General features: G+C 59.2%; 17 protein-coding genes. 3 read left to right on the top strand and 14 right to left on the bottom strand.

Annotation, left to right across the window (positions count from 1 at the left end; translation table 11 throughout):
• Positions 1–48: 48 nt before the first annotated feature.
• From MTX23_RS27145 to MTX23_RS27160, 4 genes are read right to left on the bottom strand one after another with little or no spacing between them, the layout of a single operon-like run.
• The gene (locus tag MTX23_RS27145; RefSeq protein WP_280973238.1) at positions 49–669 is read right to left on the bottom strand and encodes a sarcosine oxidase subunit gamma family protein; all 621 of its coding nucleotides are present in this window, start codon (positions 667–669) and stop codon (positions 49–51) included.
• Positions 662–3,646 (bottom strand): sarcosine oxidase subunit alpha family protein, encoded by a 2,985-nt coding sequence (locus MTX23_RS27150; RefSeq protein ID WP_280973239.1) that lies wholly within the window; start codon positions 3,644–3,646, stop codon positions 662–664. Before MTX23_RS27150 ends, MTX23_RS27145 begins: the two co-directional genes overlap by 8 nt.
• Positions 3,643–3,918 (bottom strand): sarcosine oxidase subunit delta, encoded by a 276-nt coding sequence (locus MTX23_RS27155; protein ID WP_280973240.1) that lies wholly within the window; start codon positions 3,916–3,918, stop codon positions 3,643–3,645. The genes MTX23_RS27150 and MTX23_RS27155 overlap by 4 nt, the downstream gene beginning before the upstream one ends.
• Positions 3,919–3,930: 12 nt before the next feature.
• Positions 3,931–5,181 carry a sarcosine oxidase subunit beta family protein gene (locus MTX23_RS27160; protein WP_280973241.1) on the bottom strand — a complete coding sequence of 417 codons (1,251 nt, stop codon included), beginning with the start codon at positions 5,179–5,181 and terminating at the stop codon, positions 3,931–3,933.
• Positions 5,182–5,275: 94 nt separating this feature from the next.
• On the opposite strand from MTX23_RS27160, the gene MTX23_RS27165 reads away from it, so the two are divergent.
• Positions 5,276–6,262, top strand: a complete 987-nt coding sequence (locus tag MTX23_RS27165; protein WP_280978214.1) for a GlxA family transcriptional regulator — start codon at positions 5,276–5,278, stop codon at positions 6,260–6,262.
• A gap of 12 nt (positions 6,263–6,274) precedes the next feature.
• Here the strand turns inward: MTX23_RS27165 and folD are convergent, their stop codons facing one another.
• From folD to MTX23_RS27215, 10 genes are all read right to left on the bottom strand, one after another.
• A complete protein-coding gene (folD, locus tag MTX23_RS27170) occupies positions 6,275–7,240 on the bottom strand; it encodes a bifunctional methylenetetrahydrofolate dehydrogenase/methenyltetrahydrofolate cyclohydrolase FolD (protein WP_280973242.1) in 966 nt (321 codons plus the stop codon).
• Positions 7,241–8,167: 927 nt separating this feature from the next.
• On the bottom strand, positions 8,168–8,920 hold the full coding sequence (locus MTX23_RS27175) for a hypothetical protein (RefSeq protein ID WP_280973243.1): 753 nt from the start codon (positions 8,918–8,920) through the stop codon (positions 8,168–8,170).
• Between the two features lie 71 nt (positions 8,921–8,991).
• Positions 8,992–10,197 (bottom strand): Xaa-Pro peptidase family protein, encoded by a 1,206-nt coding sequence (locus MTX23_RS27180; protein WP_280973244.1) that lies wholly within the window; start codon positions 10,195–10,197, stop codon positions 8,992–8,994.
• 36 nt (positions 10,198–10,233) lie between these two features.
• Positions 10,234–11,532 carry a serine hydrolase gene (locus tag MTX23_RS27185; RefSeq protein WP_280973245.1) on the bottom strand — a complete coding sequence of 433 codons (1,299 nt, stop codon included), beginning with the start codon at positions 11,530–11,532 and terminating at the stop codon, positions 10,234–10,236.
• 228 nt (positions 11,533–11,760) lie between these two features.
• Positions 11,761–12,054, bottom strand: coding sequence for a hypothetical protein (locus MTX23_RS27190; RefSeq protein ID WP_280978362.1), 294 nt, complete (start codon positions 12,052–12,054; stop codon positions 11,761–11,763).
• 294 nt (positions 12,055–12,348) lie between these two features.
• A complete protein-coding gene (locus MTX23_RS27195) occupies positions 12,349–12,558 on the bottom strand; it encodes a hypothetical protein (RefSeq protein ID WP_280973246.1) in 210 nt (69 codons plus the stop codon).
• A gap of 27 nt (positions 12,559–12,585) precedes the next feature.
• Positions 12,586–13,692: an ABC transporter substrate-binding protein gene (locus tag MTX23_RS27200; RefSeq protein WP_280973247.1), complete on the bottom strand. Its 1,107-nt coding sequence runs from the start codon at positions 13,690–13,692 to the stop codon at positions 12,586–12,588.
• 713 nt (positions 13,693–14,405) lie between these two features.
• Complete coding sequence (locus tag MTX23_RS27205; protein WP_280973248.1) at positions 14,406–15,881, bottom strand: FAD-binding oxidoreductase; 1,476 nt, start codon at positions 15,879–15,881, stop codon at positions 14,406–14,408.
• Positions 15,882–16,370: 489 nt separating this feature from the next.
• Positions 16,371–17,744, bottom strand: a complete 1,374-nt coding sequence (locus MTX23_RS27210) for an MmgE/PrpD family protein (RefSeq protein WP_280973249.1) — start codon at positions 17,742–17,744, stop codon at positions 16,371–16,373.
• A gap of 67 nt (positions 17,745–17,811) precedes the next feature.
• Positions 17,812–18,870, bottom strand: a complete 1,059-nt coding sequence (locus MTX23_RS27215; protein ID WP_280973250.1) for an ABC transporter substrate-binding protein — start codon at positions 18,868–18,870, stop codon at positions 17,812–17,814.
• 1,424 nt (positions 18,871–20,294) lie between these two features.
• On the opposite strand from MTX23_RS27215, the gene MTX23_RS27220 reads away from it, so the two are divergent.
• Together MTX23_RS27220 and MTX23_RS27225 are read left to right on the top strand one after the other, a co-directional pair.
• Complete coding sequence (locus MTX23_RS27220; RefSeq protein ID WP_280973251.1) at positions 20,295–21,119, top strand: ABC transporter permease; 825 nt, start codon at positions 20,295–20,297, stop codon at positions 21,117–21,119.
• 7 nt (positions 21,120–21,126) lie between these two features.
• Positions 21,127–21,939: an ABC transporter permease gene (locus MTX23_RS27225; protein WP_280973252.1), complete on the top strand. Its 813-nt coding sequence runs from the start codon at positions 21,127–21,129 to the stop codon at positions 21,937–21,939.
• Positions 21,940–22,101: the final 162 nt, after the last annotated feature.

Raw genomic sequence — 22,101 nt, forward strand, 5'->3', positions numbered from 1 at the left:
ATCAACAATGCTGAAAAAAATCGCAGTCGAAGCTTTGGACGGACTGGATTAACCTCCACCGATCGCGACGCGGCAACCAAACTCCGCTGCCGAAGCGGCGAACCAGGACCAGAAGCTCCGGGCCATGCTGCGCGGCACGAGGATCTCGAATACGGCGCCATCCGGTCCGTCCTCGGTTCGCCACAACTGCAAGCCGACATGTGCGAAGCTCGTCAACGCGGTCGCGCCGACCGGGAACGCTGAGGAGTGAAGATCGACCATCGAGCCCTTCGCGAGAATCTCTCGCACGCGCGCTCCCGACACGCGCAGGACCGCGCGGGCGTGGCTCTGGTCGCTGACCGCGGCATGATCCGAAAGCGAAGCGAGGAGATCAGGAAAGCCCGCTCTCTGCCCTGCAACGAGCAGCCACTGATCCGGCCCTGACCAGACCAAACCATGAGTGCTCGACAGCGCTGCGGAGGGACCTCGCGGCAGGTCGAGACCGATGAGCCGCTTGGTGGCGCGATCGAGGTCGGCCGAGTCTCCTGCCGCGATCAACGTTGCAAGGCCCAGGTTGCCCAGGGTCGAAGCGGTGACGCCTGACTTGCCGGCCGTTCCGATCTGCCCCGCCTCGGCAATACCGGCCCAGGCGTCACGGGTACGCCAAATGGAAGTCGCTTGCTCAGGCATGGAGACGAGTTCCTTCGGGATCGAGAAAGACGGGCGAGCAAATCTCGACCTCGACATCGCCGTTACGGACGGGATCGACGGCGCGGATGCGCTCGCCGATGCGGGCAGGTCCGTTCTTGAGGGAGCCAAGGCCGATCCAATGCTCAAGGTTCGGCGAATAGGCGACGGAGGTCATGTAGCCCTCGTCATTCTCCATCTTCGCCGCACGGCCTATGCCGATGAAATGCGCCCCGGCCCGCAGGCGCTCGCGCGGATTGACCGGTCGGAAGCCCACCAGGCTCGGGCGGCCGGCCTCCACCAGCGCCTCCCGCTTGGCCATGAGGCGCCCGATGCAGTCCTTTTTGGACGACATCATCCTGCCGAGGCCAAGATCACGTGTCGTCGTTTGACCGTTCAGCTCGTTGCCGGCGACGTGTCCCTTCTCAATGCGCATGACGCCAAGCGCCTCGACCCCGTACGGCGTTACGCCATGCGGCTCGCCCGCTGCCATCAGCGCGCGCATCATGGCCTCGCCATAGTCCGCGGGAACCGCGAGCTCATAGGCCAGCTCGCCGGAGAATGAAATCCGAAACAGCCGCGCCGGAATACCACCGCCAACCGTCACCGCACCGGCGGCGAGATAAGGGAAGGCTTCGTTCGAGATGTCGTGCCGCGCATCGACCACACCGCGCAGAACCTCGCGCGATTTCGGACCAGCGATCGCCGCCTGCGCCCATTGCTCCGAGACGGAGACCATCCGCACGTCGAGCTCCGGCCAGAGCACCTGCTGGCAGAATTCGAGATGCTGCATCACCTTGCCGGCATTGGCCGTCGTGGTGGTCATCAGGAAGTGATCCTGCCCAAGGCGCGAGGTGGTGCCGTCGTCCATGACGAAGCCGTCTTCGCGCAGCATGAGCCCGTAACGCGCCTTGCCGACGGCCAGCGCTTTCCATGTGTTGATGTAGACCCGCTCGAGGAATTCGGCGGCGTCGGCGCCCTGAATGTCGATCTTGCCGAGAGTCGAGACGTCGCAGATTCCAACGCCGCGGCGCACGGCGAGCACTTCGCGGTTGACCGTCGTCAGCCAATGCTTCTCGCCGGGCTTCGGATAGTATTGCGCGCGCAGCCATTGCCCGGTCTCGACGAAGACGGCGCCCTGCTCGCGTGACCATTCATGGGTCGGCGCCAGCCGAGTCGGCCGGAATTCCTTGCCGCGGTGGTGGCCGGCCAGTGCGCCGATGGCCACCGGGGTATAGGGTGGGCGGAAAGTCGTCGTGCCGGTGTCGCGGATAGCCCTGCCCGTCTGCTCCGCCATGATGGCGAGACCGGCGAAATTCGAGGTCTTGCCCTGGTCGGTCGCCATGCCGAGCGTGGTGTAGCGCTTGAGATGTTCGACCGAACGGAAGCCTTCGCGCGCTGCGATCTCGACATCCTTGTCGGTGACGTCGTTCTGGAAATCGACGAAGGCCTTGCCCTTGCCGCCGCTCACGCGCCAGACGGGCTTCAGCCCGTTCAGCTCAGTGTCGGTTGCGGGAGCCGCCTCGGCCGCCCCCGGCGTGAGGCCAACCTCTGCTACCGCCTCCCGGCCAAGCCGCGCTCCGTCCTTAAGCGCTTCAGCGAGCGTGAAGCGACCGGCGGCGCTGCCGACGACAGCGAGGCCCGGCGGCAGCGCCCCAGGCACGAATGCCTGGACCGCGTCGTCCCAAACTGGCTTGCCATTCTGGTGCGACGTGAGGTGAACCGTCGGGTTCCAACCGTTGGAGACCGCAAGCAGGTCACAGGATAACGTCGTCCGTTTGCCGGCGGCATCGCGGATGGTGACGCCCTGCAGCTCACGGCCGCCCTGCGTCGCCTCGATGACGCCGCCCGCAAACAGCGGCGCGCCGACACGTTGGGCGAGCGCTTTGAGCGCTGGATCGATCTCGCTGCGAGAATCGACGATCGCCGCCACGCGAGCACCGGCCGCTGCGAGATCGCGCGCCGTCGCCCAGCCATCATCGCCGGCGGTGAAGACGACTGCCTCGCGGCCGGGCAGAACACCGAAGCGGTTGACGTAGGTGCGCACCGCGGCGGCGAGCATGACGCCAGGCCGGTCGTTACCCGGGAAGACGATCGGTCGTTCGAGGGCGCCGGAGGCGAGGATCGCGCGCTTCGCATAGATTCGCCAACCGCGCTGCCGCGGCTGATGCGCCGGCGGCACGGCGACGTGGTCGTTGGCGCGCTCGACCGCGCCGTAGACGCCGTGGTCGTAAAGCCCGAACACGCTGGTGCGCGGCATGATCCGCACTTCAGACAGGCTCGCAAGCTCGGCCAGCGTGGCAGCGAGCCATTCGGCAGCGGGCCGCCCATCGATCTCGCGCTTTTCGCCGAGCAAGCTGCCGCCGAGCCGAAAATCTTCATCACAGAGGATGACGCGCGCGCCGCTGCGACCGGCCGCGAGGGCGGCCGACACGCCCGCCGGCCCGCCACCGATCACCAGAACATCGCAGAAGGCGAAGGCCTTCTCGTAATGGTCGGGGTCCTCGCCCTGGGCAGCACGTCCCAATCCCGCGGCGCGGCGGATCAAGGGTTCGTAGAGTTTCTCCCAGAACGCGGCCGGCCACATGAACGTCTTGTAGTAGAAGCCGGCAACGAGAGCCGGGGAAACGAGACCGTTCACCGACAGCAAATCAAAGGCGAGCGACGGCCAGCGGTTCTGGCTGGTTGCTTCAAGACCATCGAACAGCTCGACGGTGGTCGCTCGCGTATTGGGCTCGCGGCGCGCACCTGTCCTCAGCTCGACCAACGCGTTCGGTTCCTCGGAGCCGGCAGAGAGAACACCGCGGGGTCGATGATATTTGAACGACCGACCGACGAGCCGCACGCCGCTGGCGAGAAGCGCCGAGGCAAGCGTGTCGCCGGCGTACCCCGCATGACTTTTGCCGTCGAAGCGGAACGAGAGCGTCTTCGCGCGGTCGATCAGGCCGCCACTGCCGAGACGGAACGGCTGCGTGCTCATGCTGCGGCTCCCGCCTTGCGGCTCTTTGCCGGCACTGCCGACTCGATCGCATGGGTCAATGTATGACGGCGCACGACGAGCCAGGCGTGGCAGCCGGCGGCGTGATACCAGAACTCCTCATGCGGACCACGCGGATTGTCGCGCAGGTAAACGTAGTCGAACATCGCCGCTTCCGTGGCAGCAAGGCCATCGGGACGCCGCAGGCCCGCGTCACCCAGGTAGGTAAATTCCTGGACGTCACGCGCGCCGCAATGGGGACATGGAATGCGCATTTGAACGATCCCTCAGTGCAGGTTGGGCTGGGCGCCCGCGCCCTTTTCGTCGATGAGGCGACCGGTAGCGAAGCGGTCGAGTCTGTAAGCAGCCGCGACAGGATGCGGCTCGTCCTTGGCGATCAGATGGGCGTAACAGAAGCCGGAGGCCGGCGTCGCTTTGAAGCCCCCGTAGCACCAGCCGGCATTAAGATAGAGCCCTTGAACCGGCGTGCGATCGATGATCGGCGAACCGTCCATCGACATATCCATGACGCCGCCCCAGTGACGCAGCAGCCGCACACGGCCCAAGCCGGGCCACAAGCCCATTGCCGCTTCCATCACACCCTCGATCACCGGGAGGTTCCCGCGCTGGGCGTAGGAATTGTAGCCGTCGATGTCGCCGCCGAAGACGACTCCCCCCTTGTCGGACTGGCTGATGTACAAATGCCCCGCGCCGAAAGTCACCACGCAGTCGATAAGAGGCTTGAGCCCTTCCGAGACGAACGCCTGCAGCACATGACTCTCGATAGGTAGCCGCATCCCCGCCATTGCAGCCAGACGCGAGGAGTTACCCGCGACCGCAACTGCAACCTTTCTCGCTTTGATTGGGCCACGCGTCGTCTCGACCCCGGTGATGCAGCCATCTGCGATCGTGATTCCGGTCACTTCGCAGTTCTGCACGATATCGACGCCGCGGCTGTCGGCGGCCCGCGCATAGCCCCAGGCAACCGCGTCGTGGCGCACCGTGCCGCCGCGCTTCTGCAACAGCGCCCCCTTGATGGGGAAGCGACCCGCCTCGTAATCAAAGAACGGCAGCATGGCCCGCACCTGTTCGAGCTCGAGGAGCTCAGCGTCGACACCGGCAAGCCGCATCGCGTTGCCGCGGCGGGCGAAAGCGTCGCGCTGCGCGTCGGAATGATACAGGTTGAGCATCCCACGCTGGCTAACCATTGCGTTGTAGTTCAAGTCCTGCTCCAGCCCCTCCCAGAGCTTTAGCGAAAATTCGTAGAAGGGAACATTCCCGGGCAGGAGATAATTCGAGCGGATGATTGTGGTGTTACGGCCGACATTGCCGGAGCCGATATAGCCTTTCTCGATCACGGCAATATTGCTGACGCCGTACTGGCTGGCTAGGTAGTAAGCCGTAGCAAGACCATGGCCACCTCCGCCGACGATCAGGACATCGTATGCGGGTTTGGGGGCAGCATCGCGCCAAGCCGGTTGCCAGCCAGTATGACCCTTCAGGGCTTGGGCGATCAGAGAGACGATGGAATAGCGCATTGGGGCCGAACGTAGGTAGCGGGTTGAGAATCCAGCTTGTGTGGCCCACATTGAACAGCGTAGGTTCGCCGGCATGATCGCTAGCGACATCCGATTGTCTGAAAACGACAACTCTGCCAGCGCAACCGCTCATGTCGGCTTCCTGCTCATTCCTGACTTCGCATTGCTGCCCTATGCGTCCGTGATAGAACCACTGCGCGCCGCAAATCGTCTATCGGGGCGTGCGTTGTACCGTTGGAGCCATATCTCTGTCGGCGAAGAACCGGCTGCAGCCTCCAACGGGGTGCGAATTCAAACGGAATTTCGTGTCGGGACGGACGCGCATTTCGACTATGTCTTCGTCTGCGCTGGAGGCAATCCGGCGCTGTTCAAAGACCCTCCGACCTTCAGTTGGTTGAGGCAAGTCGCTCGTCGGGGCGTCAAAATAGGTGGCGTATCGGGCGGCCCCTACGTTCTTGCGCGGGCTAATTTGCTGACCGGTTACCGCTTTACTATTCACTGGGAGCATGCGCCGGCCCTCGTCGAGGAGTATCCCGAGCTCGATCTGCGGCGCTCTCTCTATGAAATCGATCGTGATCGGCTGACGTCGAGCGGCGGCGCGGCACCGCTCGACATGATGCATGCTTTTATTGCTCGAGAACACGGCAGCGCCTTGGCGATGTCGGTTAGCGATTGGCTCCTGCAAACCCATGTTCGCGAAGGGGCAGGTCCCCAGCGAATGACCTTGCGGGAACGTCTCGGCATTACCCATACCCCGCTGCTCCGGGCAATCAGTCGCATGGAGCAAACCTTGGAAAATCCGGTGCCGCGGGAAGAGCTGGCACGTCTTGCCGACGTCTCGCTACGACATCTTGAACGGCTTTTCCGGCAACATCTCGGTTGTTCGCTCGGCGAACATTACCTCGCGCTACGGCTCGACCGCGCACGCAAGCTCGTTCGGCAAAGCAGCCTTTCGGTGCTTGAGATCGCACTAGCCTGCGGTTTCACAAGTGCGAGTCATTTTTCTCGCACGTACCGCGCTCGCTTCGGTCAAGCGCCACGCATTGAGAGATTACGCGAAGCGCCCGCGAAACGGCGGTGAGCACCAATCCTTCTAAGTTGCTCGCGCCAGGTCAAGCTGCATGAGTATGCTATTGGAAGCAGATTTGGACGATGGTCCACTCTGGCCGACGTTCAGACTCGCCACCGACGACAGCCCTCGCCGCGAAGTTGTCGCATCAACGGTGTTCGCAAGTAAGTAGGCGACGGTCATGGGGCCAACACCACCCGGTACGGGTGTTATATGGCTCGCCCGTTTACTTGCTTCAGCGAACATGACGTCTCCGACAATCTTGGCAGCGCCGGTCGAATCGACCACCCGGTTAATACCGACATCAATGACAATCGCGCCCCGCTTAAGCCAATCGCCACGGACCAACCCCGCAGAGCCAGCGGCAGCGACGACAATGTCGGCCCTTCGGCAGAGGTCCGGCAGGTTGCGCGTCTGGAGCTGCGCACCCGTTACAGTACAACCGGCGTCGCCGAGCAGAAGTGCCAAAGGCTTTCCAACGATATTCGAGCGGCCAATGACCACAACATCGAGCCCATTTAGGTCGCTCACCACGGTCTTGATGAGATGGACAACCCCGAGCGGAGTACAAGGGGCGAGAGCTGGCCGACCCGCCGCCAATCTTCCAACGTTGTAGGGATGAAAGCCGTCCACATCCTTCGCTGGATGGATAGCCTCCAGCACGTGCCAACGGTCGATATGCGCAGGCAGCGGAAGCTGAACGAGGATCCCATCTATGGAATCGTCAATGTTAAGCTCCTCGATCAGCGCCAGCAACTCGGGTTCGCCGGCATTGCTGGGCAGCAGAAACTGCCGAGAATTGAATCCCGCAGCCTGCGCCTGTCGTGCCTTCGTCTTCACGTAAATGGAACTGCTCGGATCTTCGCCGACTAGCACAACAGCGAGACCAGGGATCACATTACAATTGGTTCGCAGGAACGATACATCGCTCCTAACGCGAGTCCTAAGGACCTCGGCGATGGCTTTTCCATCAAGCAGGATAGCATTCATGAGTAATTCCTGAAAACCTTCGTCAGGGGCGGCTTTGGCTCTCGATTTCAAAAGCCTGCGAGCGAGAGTTGCGCGGCGCGTGATCTCGCGGTCCCAACAAGTGCACCGCCGTTTAGATCGCTCAAAGAAGAAGCTCGCTTGGCCGAGCCATGAAGTTCGGTCCCTAGCCCGGGTTCGGCGATGCGCGATCGCTCACGAAGTTTTTCCAGAGATTGTCTAGCAATTCCAAAACCTATCTGGGAGCTGGTTGAGGCCGCATCGAAATTAATAGAGGGACACCAAGATCCCTTGACAGTATGCGTCGTTAACATGACCCTATGCGACATTACGATTGCGAGATAGCGCTGTGCAGTCCGATTCGAGGAACGCCATGAACCCGGACGGCTCTTCGCCTCGCGTCGGAGATGGAACGATCGCCTAAGTGGGTGCCGTAGCCTGCCCAAAGTAGCCACATGGATATGTAGAAGACCCAAGTAACCCCAACCGGCGTTGACTTGGCATTCAACCTTCTCCGGAAGAGAAAATAGTCCTTCTCACGCGGTGTCATCGCATACTGATCGCGGCGCACTTGCGAAGCATCTCAATTTCAGCCTTCGACTTCACCTTTCTTCGGATCGCCACGAAACTTGCCTGCGTGTTCACGCATCCAGGTCGCCGCGCTCGCGGACGAGGATGGCGGACTGGATTGGCACCCCCACCGCCGAACCTCGCCCAATGCGAGGCACCAGGCAAGTTCACCGAGTCCCCCGGAGTGCGCTCGAGACGCGGGTCTTTAAGGCACTTACGCCTTGTTCGTGGGGCGTGATCTGCTTCGGACCTGAGTCCGGCATGGCGCCGTTTGGGCGTCGGTGTCGGTGCCTACTCGTCACGTTGTCGCGTAGACCGTGGCGCTCTCAACCGCGGTTCGCGATTTCGAGCAGGTGGCTTTCACATGATTCCCACGAAAGGTTTGCGGACCAAGCCACGGATGAAGAACTCAATCAACGACGTGTAGTCGAAGACCGGAATGCCGGTGGCCCGCTGGATCGCGGCGGCATAAGGCGGCAGGTCGCCGCATTCGAGGAGTAACGCCCCGACATCCGGCCTATCTCTTTGCAATGCAAGCGCGGCGTTGACCAGGTCGGCTTCGATGCCCGCGGCGTCGACGCGGGCGGCGCCACCCATGATGAAAGTTTTGGTGAACACAGGAGCGTCCTCGAGCCCGACGACAACTACCCTGCGCCCGATGTCGCTTCTGAACCCGGCTGTTTCCAGAAAGTCAGCCGGCAAAGAGAGCTTGCTGGCGACGATGATGCCCAGCGCTTTGTGGGGAGGAAGCATTTTTTCGAGAAAAGGCGCCAGCAGCAGGCTCGACAGGAACACGGGCACGTCCACTGCGGCCCGAACCGCTTCCTGGTAGCGGATCGAATATCCGCAGCCGCACGTGATGAGTTCCGCGCCCTCCTGCACGAGTTCGACCGCCGCTTGAACCACAGCAGGCGTCATGTCCGGAGCGCCGGGATCACGCCCGAGGATGCGCTTGGCGGTCAGGCCCGGCACCGGCTTATAGCGCACGGGCACGCTCCATGTGCTGGCGTTGCCGGTGTCCCCCGGAATGAAGGGGCGGTCCAACCTGCCACCGCGTTCGAGCATCAGGATGCCGAGGGGTGCCCCGTTGTACGGGACTTTGGAAAATGCCATTCCTAAGCTCCAGCTAGCGAGCGCTCATTGCCCGAGATGAGCCGGCGCTCCGACTTGAACGACCCTTGCGGTCAGTCCTCGACCACGGTCAACTTTCGGTCGTGCTCAGTAAGAATTTCGATCCCTGTCTCCGTGACTACCCATGTCTCGCTGAAAAGCGCGCCCAGCTTGCCAGGGACCCGGTGTCCAGAAATCGAATGGAAAGTCATGCCTGGTTTGAGCTCGAGAGCGAGACCCTCGCGGATGAAGTAGAGGTCCTCGCCCCAGGTGGGCGGTAAGCCGAGCCCGATCGAGTAACCATAAACCCGGGAAGAGCTTGGCCGGCCGCCAACAACCTGTTTCGCTTTTGCGCCGACTTCGCGCGCGACGTCGTCCGCGGTGCGCCCCGGCTTGACCGCCTGAAACAACAGCTCAAGGCTGTCGTTGGCGACAGTGGCGATGTTCTCGACTTCCGGCGAGGGCTTGCCGACGGCGACGGTGTGACATATTGCGCTGGTATACCGGTGGTACGCAGCGCCGAACTCCAAAATTACCGTCTCACCCCTTTGAATAGGTGTGCGCCGGAAAGTGGTGTGGGAGATGCCGCTTTTCTGGCCTGCCGACACGAGCGGTTGGGTGCTGAAATACTCGCTTCCCTCATGAATCAGCGTCTGGTAAATCACTGCTGCGACCTGGTTATCAGGGACACCCGGCTTGATCACCGGCAACACTGCCGCAAGAGCCTTCAACGTGATCGCAGCCGACTTTCGCATGTGCTCGATCTCGGCTGGCGACTTGATCATCCGGGGCTGCGCGACAACATCCGAGGCCTCGATGATGGTGCCGTCGATCAGCGCGCTTTTCAACCCCTCGTAGAGCTCGATAGTGAGCCCCGGCCTCTTCGTCTCGACGCCAACTCGTTTCTTCTCTAGCCCACGCTCCTTCAGGATGCCCATGAGCTCGCCGGCCGCCTCACCGGGAAAGCCCCATCTTGTGGCGCGGATGTCCTTGACCCAGCTCGTGAGCATCGCAGGCCCGAACTCCAACCCATGCATATGAAGTATCGGCTCGCCTTCACGAGGCAGCACCATGCATGACTGGTGGCCAGCGCCGAAACTCTGGTAACCGCTCAAATAGCTTATGCTGGGCGCGAACGTCAGAAGAAGAACGTCCAGACCCTTCTGGTCCATGATCTTCCTGACCCTTTCGATCCGAGCGCGATATTCCGACTCGGCGAAGGCCAGTTCCTTTGTAACGGGCCGACTGGTCATGTCTTTAATGAATTGCTTGTAATCCACGCTTGGTTTGCTCCTTCATCAGCTTTCAGGCACTAGTTATGAACCGCGCAGCATGCGTCCAAGCGCGAGCATCTGCGGCGCGACAATCGGATTGATCGCAGCATTCGACGCGACCGGATGCGACGAGAAGCGCGCAATCACCATTTCGGCCTCGGAAGCGATGTAAAGACGCTGACCGTGAATACCCCGGGCTTCGACGGCACCCAACTCGTTGTGCGTCACCCACCAGTGGTTGCGGTATGCGTAACCCGGCAAATTCTTGTATCCGCCATTAGCCAACTTCGATGGATCGCCACCGTGCCGAATGTCGTCCACGACAGCCGCTGCAATGACCTGCTTGCCATCCCATTCACCTTCGCGCCGAATGAGTTCGCCGAAACGCGCGAGGTCGCGCAGGCTCGCGCAGAACCCCCCGCTGGCCGAGGGCATGCCCGCGGGATCGACCACCAGATACCCTTCTTCCTCGCAGCCGAGAGGCGCCCACAGACGTTCATGCAACAGCTGCGCGAACGAGCGGCCGGTCGCGCGGGCCATGACCCAAGCCATCACCTGGGTGTTCACACTCTTATAGGCGAAGGCTTCACCATGCGAACCTTCTTTGAGCACGGTGCGCAGGTAGTCGCACGAAGTCGGGGGGCCGTCGTACCCAACCGGCCGCGGCTTGGTTCGGCAAGCGCACATGTAGACCGAGGAGCTTGACCGATCATCTGCCTCGTTCTCCGAGTACGTCATACCGATCTGCATGTCCATTACTTGGCGAAGCGTGGCATCCGCCCACGCAGTCCCGCGCAGCTCGGGCAAGTAGTGCGGAATTAGCTTCTTGTCGTCGAGCGCGCCTTCGTGCACCAACCACGCTGCGAGCGTACCCGCATACGACTTCGTGACCGAAAAGCAGGCATGCGGCAGATGTGGCTCAAGCGCGCCGAAATAGCGCTCGAATACCACGCGCCCGCGGTGCAACACCACTATCCCGTCGACGTATGTATTGATCAGCGCTTCACCGAAGCGACGGACGCGCCCCTCCATGTCCGTGAACATCAGGGATTCAACTGCCGTGGCGTCAGCGGCGGATGGTACGCCGAAGGAAACTCTGGCCCCATCCCCGCGGCGCACACTGACCGTCGGCACGAGCTCCCGCATGTGCGAAAGGCTCCAGCGAATTTCGGGGAATTTCATGGAGCGTTCGCTCTCGAAGGTGATCTGTTTATCCGCAGGCGGCGGCGCACCCTGCATCCATCCGAGCGTGCGTGGGTCGCTAGCTCGGCCGTCGAGGTACGGTGTGCCCTCGAATTGCACCGTGTTCCGTGCCGGCATGGACTGGGCACTCGAATCCATTCGCTCTTCCGGACTACCCGCAATTGTCACGAATGTCCTCCTGACGGTCAAAACCTGGCTCGGCCGGAATCTTGTGTGCTCCACACTGATCCAGTGTCGATGACTGTAACGGTCACTTAAATATGGATTTGCGCAATTAGCCCACGGCCCGCGCCGAAAATCCGCGCATTGAACCGCGCTCTCAACGGATATCATATCTCCTCGCCAGCTTAGAGCATGCGAGTCGCGTCAGCCCGCCGCGCTCGAGCATCCGTATGCCAACGGCGACACCGTTAGACGGAACTTTGGAAAGAGCTTCACGATCGGGACGCGCAGCCGCTTCTGGTAGACCTCCGTCATACCACCGCCAGGACGCTCGCGGCCATCGATCGCGTCGTTCACCACGCCACTATCATCCAAATGAACGTCGAGAGCTATCGCAGGCGCACCGCGCTCGAAGCGAAAACGTGGTCCAGGACGACCGCCCTCGCACGCGACACCAAAAACACTCGCTGATTGACACTCCGCGACAATCAGCGGCAACAAAACTCTTCCCACACGTTTGTCGCGCTATACATTGGCGCCGTCACCCACCTTCGATGTAGAGCAGCGCCCATTTGCATTGCACGTGTCTCCGGACCGGCCGATTTTTCCGCCTGTAACCGTAAGACACCGGCAGGAAGATGGATACCGGTTCCGGCTTAATCATCTGTTTGACCACCATCGTCCGATCCGACGCTCACTACCACGGCTCTTTGCGGCAGCGGCTCGGACCGATTTGAGACCCGTTCCTGAAGCCGATCTCGGGGACCAGCCCTGCAGCCTTATCGGCTTGAGTCATGTTGAACTGCTTTCGCTGGTCTGCAGCACACTCTCATCGATGAAGACGAGCCGGGCGGGATCGATCCGATCTTGATAGTGGCGCCATTGGGCGCCATGGCGGCTTAAGTTCGGACGATCCTGCTCGCGCGGCGCCAGCGTCTTTTTTTTTCGCGTGATCGCCTCGCGCCGCAAGAAGCGGCTCGGCATGCCGGTGTCGGCCTTCATGCCGCGTTCCGCCAATGATCTGAAGATCTAGTGAAGAATCCATTGGTTCCAGTGCTGGACGAGCCGTTGCACATTCGTTAGGCCGTCCGCCCCGGTCTCGATGTACCACTTCGGATTGATAGGATAGCTAGTCGCCATGTAGTCGGGATGGGTAGAAAAATTGCGGCTCAGCTTCTCCGGTAACAGCTTGAGGGCGTTGCGGTTGGTCGGAGCCTGGGGGAATAGCCTCGCAAGCGCCGCCTGGGGCTCGGCGCGGGTCACGAATTCGATAAACTTCTGCGCGTTCTGCGCATTTGGGCTACCCTTTGGGATGGACCAATACTGCCAAACCAGCTTAGCTTGATTTCGATTGATCTCGATTGGCTCGCCATTCTCGATTAAAAGAAGCGCCCGTTCGTCATAGGATTGTACGATATCTGCCACGTCATCGCGCATAATTTGCTGAATCTCGGAACCGCTCGTCCACCATTTGACGATATGCGGCTTGATCTTATCCAAGCTCCTGAAAATGCGGTCGATGTCCATTGGGTAAAGCTTGTCAACAGGCACACCGTCCGCCAGCAGAGCTTCCTCCCAAGGGCCTACAGTTCCGTATTGGCCATTCTGGAGCGAGCGAGTCCCAGGAAACCTCTGCGCGTCCCAGAATTCGGCCCAGCTGGTCGGCCGCGGCTTGCCGGCCGGGAACTTTTTCACGTTATAGACCATATTGTAGGAATACACGTCGCTGGCAATGCCGTACGGTTGCTTGCAGTAATCCGGGATCGCGTCTAACTCCTCCTTGTTATAAATTGAGTAGTCGATTTCCTCAAAAAGATGGTCTTTCACCAAATTGGCATGCGGGACCGGGCTAAATGGAACCACGTCGACCGTAACCGCTTTCGCCTTTACCATCATCGCGATCTGAGCCGAGTGGACCACTTGGGCAATTGGTGTGACCTTAATCCCGCTCTCGGCCTCGAAGGGCTTCACATAGGCATCAATTGCGGCCTTACCAAAATCGCCGCCGGACACGTTCACCCTCAATTCGCCCGATGAGTTCGCCGAAGCCCGGCCCGCTACGGCCGGCAGCGCGCTGGCCGCAACAGCGGACGCCCCTGTCATCATGAAGCGTCTGCGGCTAAGTAAACGGCTCATTATCTCCTCCCATTCCGCCACTTCATCGACCGGAAACTTTCATTCTGTTCTATGGTCTATTACCGCTCCATAACGCGGAATTTCATCAATGTAGCGCCTTATGCGGTCGGATCTCGGCGCCTAATCGCGATATGTGAAGCTTCCGGCCAGCGTTCGAGCATGCATAGGACGTGACGCGGCGTGCTTGCCGAACCGATGCTTCGTAGCAGCGAAGGTGGCCATTGCACCGGACTATTCATCCAGCCGGCTACTGCAACAGAAACCGATAGTGAGTACTCGTTCCTTCCCCGGTGCGTTCACGCTGCAATCGCGCCTGAAAGATGGGATTGAGAGCAGTCATTCCGGCGGAAGTATCACCGTGATGGTGCAAAGTCCGGTCTCGGCCGCCCGATCAGATCATACGCTTCAAATGCGATAGTGAACCGCCATCACCGAAGTCGGAGATATCACAAGTGATCAGGCGGAAAACGCTTGCGAAGAGCAGAGCCGAAGCCAAGCTTTCTCATGCTTACCAAGCTAAGACTTTGAAGGAAAACGTCCGCCCGTGCAGCCATCCCATCAAGAACTGGGTTGCTCGGCCGTCAGGTCGAGGCGTATGAATTCGGAATGGAAGCGTCGCCTGGAGGGATTTCATGTTCAGCCTATTGCATAGCCTTGTGTCGGCTGTCAGGGCGTGGTCGGAATTCAGCGCTGCAACTCCGAAGTAAGTATCACTAGACGCGCAGGACCTTGCCTGGATTCATGATGTTCTTGGGATCGAGCGCGCGCTTGATGGTGCGCATCGTGTCGAGCTCGATCTTGGACCTGTAGCGCGCGAGTTCGTCGAGTTTCTCGATGCCGATGCCGTGCTCGGCCGAGATCGAGCCACCCATAGAGGTGATGAGATCGTTCACGACCCGCGTAATGGCTGAGGAATACTGATTCAGCCTCTGGCGATCCATGCCCTTCGGACCGAGAAAAGAAAAGTGCACGTTGCCGTCACCGATATGGCCCAACGGATAGGGACGGATCGTGGGCAGGATTTCGACCACCGCCTTGGTACCCTTGTCGATGAATTCGGGGACCTTGGAGACCGCCACGGAGATATCGTAGCTCAGCCCCCCTCCTTCGGCGCGGGAGGCTTCAGCCGAGCTCTCGCGGATGCGCCACATATTCCGGGATTGCTTTTCCGTCTGCGCGATTACGGCATCGAGGACGCGGCCCGCTTCCATCTGCTCGGCCAGAAACTGCTCCATTTTTTCCGACATGCCCTCGGCGCCATCAGCCCGCGGCCGTGACGACGACCATTCGAGCAACAGAAACCAGGGCGCATCAGCCTTCAGGGGATCTTGCACGCCAGGGATGTGCTGTAGCACCATGTCGATCGCCGCGCGGCTCATCAGTTCGCAGGAGCCAACATTGTCCTCTGACGTGGCGTGCGCCTCCGACAGGATCTCGATCGCCGCCTGCGGATCCCGGATTGCGAGCCAGGCAGTGCACACGTCCTTGGGCGCGGGCCACAGCTTCAGCACAGCTTTGGTAATGATGCCGAGCGTGCCTTCGGCGCCGATGAACAAATGCTTGAGATCGTAGCCGGTATTATCCTTCTTCAGCGAGCGCAGGCCGTCCCAGACCTCGCCGTTGGGCAGCACCACTTCAAGACCCAGCACAAGGTTGCGCGCATTGCCGTAACGCAAAACCTGCACGCCGCCAGCATTGGTCGAAAGATTGCCGCCGATCATGCATGAGCCTTGGGCCCCGAGGCTGAGAGGAAAGAGACGGTCATGCTTCACCGCCGTCTCCTGCAGGGCCTGCAGGATGCAGCCCGCTTCCACCGTCATGGAATAGCCGACGGGGTCGATATTCAGCACATGGTTCATACGGCCGAGCGATAACAGGATCCCCTTGTGCGTGGGCCATGGCGTGGCGCCGCCCGTCAGGCCGGTATTGCCGCCCTGTGGCACGATAGCGACGCCATTGTCGTAACAGAGCCTCACCACCTTGGAGACTTCCTCGCTATTGGCGGGACGCACGACCACAGCGGCCTGCCCGACCAGGTGGCCACGCCAGTCGGTCACGAAAGGCAGCTTCTCTCGCTCGTCGACGATCAGGCCCTTGTCGCCCACGATCGCGAGCAAAGACTTGAGAATTGGGGGTGTCACGGGAACGGTCGGAATTGGGGGAGCAGCGGGACCGGCTAGCTCGGGCATCATTTCCTCTTCATCATCGATCAATTACCACAACAACTATAAGCCGAAGGAGCTCCGAACACCGGCATGGTCAGTCCACGACCGTAGATAACCTCGCGCCCCGCGTGATAGACTTTCGGTTTCCTAGCAACGAGCCCGCACGTGTCCAATATGCCGAAGGTATATCCGCCCTTGTTGGGCCGAACTGTACATCGGGCGGCTGGGCAAAGACATGCGCACGGTAGCTTCTGCAAGCGCTCAGCTGCCAGAGTGGCGGCCTCGTACTTGGGTGCATTTCACACCGGCCATCCGTTTCAGCTGGCGATCCGTGCGCCTAACACGAGGAGGTACGGATAAGTGTAATCGGCTTAAACCGAGCCAAAGCGAGCGCAGATGCTGCTGGCTACGCAGCCGGCGTCAGCGACGAGCATATCGGGGTCAGCGTCCGCGTCGGCTACTCCAGCGTTGCGATCATGACTCTCCGATCAGCGGTTCGCCTTCAGGGCTTGTTTAACAAATCTCAGTGCTTTCGCGGCCGAGAATTTTCATCAGGTCGTTCACGCTGTGGTTTTCGATAGCGTAGATCATGTTCCATGCATCGATAGTTGCTTGCTTTCCCAGTTTGACCGACAGAATTGAGAGGAATTTGCGTCTAACGAGATCCTCGACCTCGCTGCTCTTTTCGGCGGCACGTGGCCGCTCAACAAATGCCTTGAATGACCCGACCTTATCTCTGGCTACGATCCGGACCGGATAAAGATCGCAATGCCGGAACGCGCAATCCATCTCTGGGTCATGTAGGAGCGTTACTTTTTGAGCCAGGGCGATCACTTTTGGATCGAAGAGATCTTCTTCCCGCAGTCCCTGGGCTGGAGATCGGTCCAACAACTGCAGGGCTGCAAGGTAAGGGGCGTGGAACTGAGCCTCAAAGATAGAATTCGGAAGGGCTCCACCGAAACGGACGCTGATCTCTCGAAAAGCATGAATTTCAATGCTTTTCACAGCGGCGACCTCTAGAACTCCTCGGAGACTTTCCGCGGCATCGAGCATCGTCTGCAACCAGTAGCAGCAAGCGTACGCTTTGAAGTTCACGTCTGTGATCTTCCAAATGTACCCGAGACCATTCACCGCAAGCTCCCGGCGGAATTGATCAGATCCGGACATGATCCAAAAGCCGCTGGGACCATCAAAGATGTTCCGATTCCCGACATAGCCATCAGCCGCCAGCTGTGCGGATAAGACCCCGATCCTTCCGGCTATCCCATAGGCATTCTTTATCCAGCTGGATGCTCGATTTCCGTCAATAAATTTCCGTACGTTCGGCACGGGCGCCTGCGCGCCGGCCAACCCCATTGCATTCTCGATTTCGGCGCCGGACAGAGAAAGCAGCTTGGCTGCAGAGACAAGTGCACCAAACGTTTGCCAAGTAGAAAAGCCAAACACGGTTTGAGCGCGCTCATAGGTCGGCATGATAGCTTCCGCAATTCGGACGGAAACTTCATAGCCAGCTACTATGGCTGATAGAAGGTGTCTCCCGTCAACGTCGGAAAGCTGTCCGACAGCAAGAGCAATCGGGTTAACCGTAGCCCCAGGATGGCCAATTAAATCATCGTCAAAATCGAGGGCATTCGCCGTCTGGGCTCCGTAGTAAGCAGCGTCGAGCAGTCCAAGCCTGGTCGAAATTCCTGGAAGGGCGACCGAACCTTGACTGCTGCTGGAGAGGACTTTCAACAAAATTTTCGAAGGAGCCAAATCGACTCCACCTACCATGCAGGCGATGGAATCGGCTAAGCACAACTTCGCCTTGTAGACCACTTCCGCAGGTAGCGCTTCATATTTAAGCGACGAAATCCATCGAGCTAAGCTCTCGGTTGTATTTGTCAACTAGACCTCTCGAGACAAATGCTGTAGCGCTCGGACATCCTGAACGGCTTGTCACAAGAAGAACCAATCAGCTCGAAATCCACTCCTTAAACCGACGCTCCGCCGCGTCGAGGTTATCCGCCCAATAGTCGTCGTTGACGATGAGATTGTTGGGGTTATTCAGGTCGAATTGCCATTTCTGTGTTTCAGGCGACAACATCTGCCTGGCACGCCTGGACACCGGAACGTCACCTGCGTGGTCATAGAATCGGGCCTGAACGTTGGGGCGCAGAAAGTACGCGACAAGTTTCATCGCATTTTCTTTGTTCGGCGCGTTCTTAAGCACTGCCATGGCGTCACGATAGATCAAGTTCTGTTCAAAGGAAAAGGCGAGTGGAGTTGCGTTGCCAGGCTCATTCGTTGCTCTGACGCGATTGACATAGGTGTAACTGAAATCGACCTCGCCTGTCTGGACGAGGGAAATCGTTTGAGGGGTCGTGGCCACCTTGACCATATTCGACTTGATTCGATCGAGCGCCTTGAACGCCCGATCCAAGTCCAGAGGATACATGTCCTTTGGCGCTACGCCATCCCCCAGCAGCGCCGGCTCTAATGCATATACAGCAGCATCGCGCAAGGCGCGGCGTCCCGGAAACGTCTTGGGATCAAAATACTCCGGAAAATTGCTTGGATGTTTTCCGGGTCTGTACTTCTTTGGATCCCAAGCAATGCCCTCAGCATACACATCGACGGTGACCCAGTCGCTTTTCGGCGGGACAATCAGATCGTCAACGTCGAACAATGAGGGATCGAGCTTCTCCCAAAAGCCCTGCTTGGACCCAACAGCGGCCCGCGCGCCCGCGCCGGTATAGATGTCCCATTCGACGTTGCCCGTGAGCAGCTGGGCCTTCACCTTCGCGAGTTCTGGTCCAGGGACGACGTTGACTTTAATTCCGGTTTCTTCGGTGAATGGGCCTAGCACATATTTTTCCAACAGCTGTTGGTAGCTCCCTCCATAAGCGGTGAACGTGACCGAACCAGACTTGACCGCCGCACGCGACGGTCTAGTCACCATCGGCGGCGCAACCACAGCGGCCGCTGCGGTAAGGAAAGAGCGGCGTGAGCATGTAGAGCGGTTTCCACTCATGAGCGTTTCCCCGTGTTTAATCTGGAGAGTATGCGACCTTCTTGGTACCATGGGTGAACACGGCACCCGCATGACGGGTCAGCTCCCCCTACCTAGCAAGAAGGCAAGACTTCCAGGTCCGGCCGAACTTTTTTCAGCTTATTTCCGGTCCCGGTGTTTAAAATCTGCGCAAACCCGCAGGAGGCGCATTGTTTTGTGCGCGCCATTCGACAACGCCGTCTGCAAGAACGCTTCTACCCCCCACCGCGAGCTGTCGCTTTAAGAAGCAGGCTGGCGCATAGCCACGCGGCGTTCGCGTTCGTCGGGAGTCTACGATCCCATTGCTGCCGCCCATAGATATAGATCTATCTCTCGCCGATCGATTACGAATATCTGCACCGCACTACCGAGTGGCGCCCGACGCCTGAGTGCTGGGCTGCGGCGACGGAGTCGCTCCCGCGGGCATACTACAGATGCCGCAAGGTTCGTGTTCACCCGGGCCAGCGGTTGGTCCATCATGAGGCCGGCGAACAAACGATGCAGTGGAAACGCGATCTTCTTGATATCAGCAAGGCGCGTTCTGATCTCGCCGGGCTCGATGCGGAGCATATATATAGGTTCTTTTGCCGAGCGGTTCAGCGCTCTCGTAGCTGCTTACCCGTCAGCCCAGCGAAAGGGACTTTGTTTCCTATCGCTACCGGAGAGCTTTTTTCCTCTCCCCCTACTCGGGGAATATGAGGAGACCAAAGCGGCGATCGAAAAGCCCTGAACAGGCAAGGCGGATGCGTGCTATAGAGACCGCGTTCGCGGATGCCATGGTGACGCAGTTCGATTAACTTCTAGTCCGTTGCCACCGATCCCGTGATCGGCCTCTCAAAAGAGCATTTGTTTGAACCGCGCAAGCTGCGCGTACACGAAACGGCGAGTTCGCAAGGTCAGTTAATAGTCGAAACTCGCGGTCGATCAGTGCAATTCCTACGGATTTTACAGATTTCCGTTTCATTTTCGGCCGATTTAGCAGTTTTTCGGCATTCCCGCGCTCTATTCTGAGCCAAAGAGCAGAAGCTAGGACAATAGGAGCGGACAGGAGCTGGTGGCGCCGAAACTCGCGGCCGGCTGCGTCGATAGGAGGTCGATCGGCGGGGGCCGCGGCGATGCTGACCTGTAGTTGTCGCACGCTACCCTACTGTAGTGCTCGTGCTAATCGGGAGGCGAACCGAGACCTTGCCTTTGAACAGAACCGGCTCGCAACGATGATCTCGGGGTCAAAAGCCGAGAAGGAAAGCGCGATGACAATTATGAGATCCCCGATCTGAGCGCCTTCTCAATAAGGATAGAATGCGGCGTCCATAAAATGGGCCCTGAGCTGAGAGCCCCTTCGAAGCTGGGACTAGGCCGTCCTGCCAACCGTGCTCGATCTCTGGTCAAAAAAGTCTAGGACGTTCATGAATCTGAACACCCAATTCCGCGCGCTGACCATATTCATGTCGCCGGCCGCATTGGTGGCGATCGCGATTGTGCTGCCGCCTGTTGTTTACGTTTTCTATACGAGCTTTCATGCACCAGCCCTATCACTGGTTGCTTACGAAGAGGTTGCGACAAGCACTTTATTCAGGCAAGCGCTGGGCACTACAATTATTGTTGCTGGGTTAGCCTCTCTATTAAGCCTGGTTCTCGGATTTGTCGTCGCATTGCATCTTGCTCGTCAACCTGCGCGGCGCAGAACTGTTTTGATGATCTTGGTCCTACTTCCATTTTGGACCAGCATCTTGGTTAAATGCTTCGCATTTACAATTATCTTGGGACGCGACGGAATCATCAACGCTGTCCTCAGTTGGATCTTTGAAACAAAGGTGCAACTGCCACTCGTTTTTAATCGGGCAGGAACCCTCATCGGTCTGACCAACTTTCTCATACCACTTGTCGTTTTACCTGTTCTAGCGAGTCTGCTCGCGATTGACGATGCGATCTACCGAGCAGCCTCTATTATGGGAGCCAAGCCCGCCCGCATTTTCTGGACGGTTACTGTTCCAATGACTCTGCCCGGTGTATTCGCTGGCCTGTTGAGCGTCTTCGTCATGTCTCTAGGGGCCTTCGTAATCCCAGCGTTGCTCGGGGGTACGCACGATCAAATGCTGTCGAACCTCATCGATTTCTATAACCGACAAGTATTGGACTGGCCTAGCGCCTCAGCCATTAGTGTCGTCCTACTTGGCATGACTCTCAGCTTTGCCGCTCCTCTGGCGTTTTGGCGTCGACGCAGGGTCTAAGTTGCTCATGCCAGACATCATCAATGACCCGCACGCGCGCCGCTTCCGTATCCTGGGTACCGGGCTGGCCGTTACCGTTTATATGTTTCTCTGGGCTCCGATCGTAGTGACGGTGCCAATGGCGTTCGGCCCGACCAATGCGCTAGCCTTTCCGCCAACGTATTACTCGTTCGATCTGTTTGGAATCTTCTTCAATTCGCCCGAATGGCTGCGGCCGCTTTTCGAAAGCCTCAAGGTCGCGCTGGGATCCACAGCATTGGCGATGCTTGCTGGTGTTCCTGCAGGGTACTGGATCGCGCGCCACGAATTCGTGGGCAAAGGGCTCATCACTAGCATATTAATGAGTCCGCTTGTTGTGCCCGCCGTCGTCGCAGCGCTCGGTCTCTTTCTCTATTTTTCTTACCTGAAGATAACAGCTACGACGCTATCGCTCGTACTAGGCCACGTCATGGTCACATTGCCCTATGTCGTACTCATGATCATGGCAGGCGTCCACAAACTTGACCGCAATCTTGAATTCGGCGCCGAACTGATGGGAGCCAAACCTATCAGGATGTTCCTTACGGTCGTTTTACCGCAACTCGTCCCGTCTCTCGTGAGCGCTGCGTTCTTTGCCTTTCTGCTGTCCTTTGATGAGGTCATCATTTCGTGGTTCCTGGCCGGGAGCAACACTATCACCCTGCCGGTGAAGATGTTCACTGCTCTCGAATTTGAGGTATCGCCAGTGATCGCCGCGGTATCTAGCTTACTGACCGCGCTTTCTCTGCTGGTCTGTATCGTCGTGATCGCATTCAAGAAAGCGATGCCGATCGACGGTTGACCCGTTAGTTGGACAGTACGATCGAAGATTGCAAGGAGGCAATTCCGCGTGGCTCAGACAAGGAAAGGGGAATCCATTGAGAACATCCAGCCAAATAACCGGCCGGATGGTGTACGCGGGCGGCAGATATCTGCGCTTCTCCGGCACCATTTCGGTCAAGGA

Origin of the sequence: Bradyrhizobium sp. ISRA436 (genome assembly GCF_029910015.1) — a bacterium.
Taxonomy (GTDB): Bacteria; Pseudomonadota; Alphaproteobacteria; order Rhizobiales; family Xanthobacteraceae; genus Bradyrhizobium.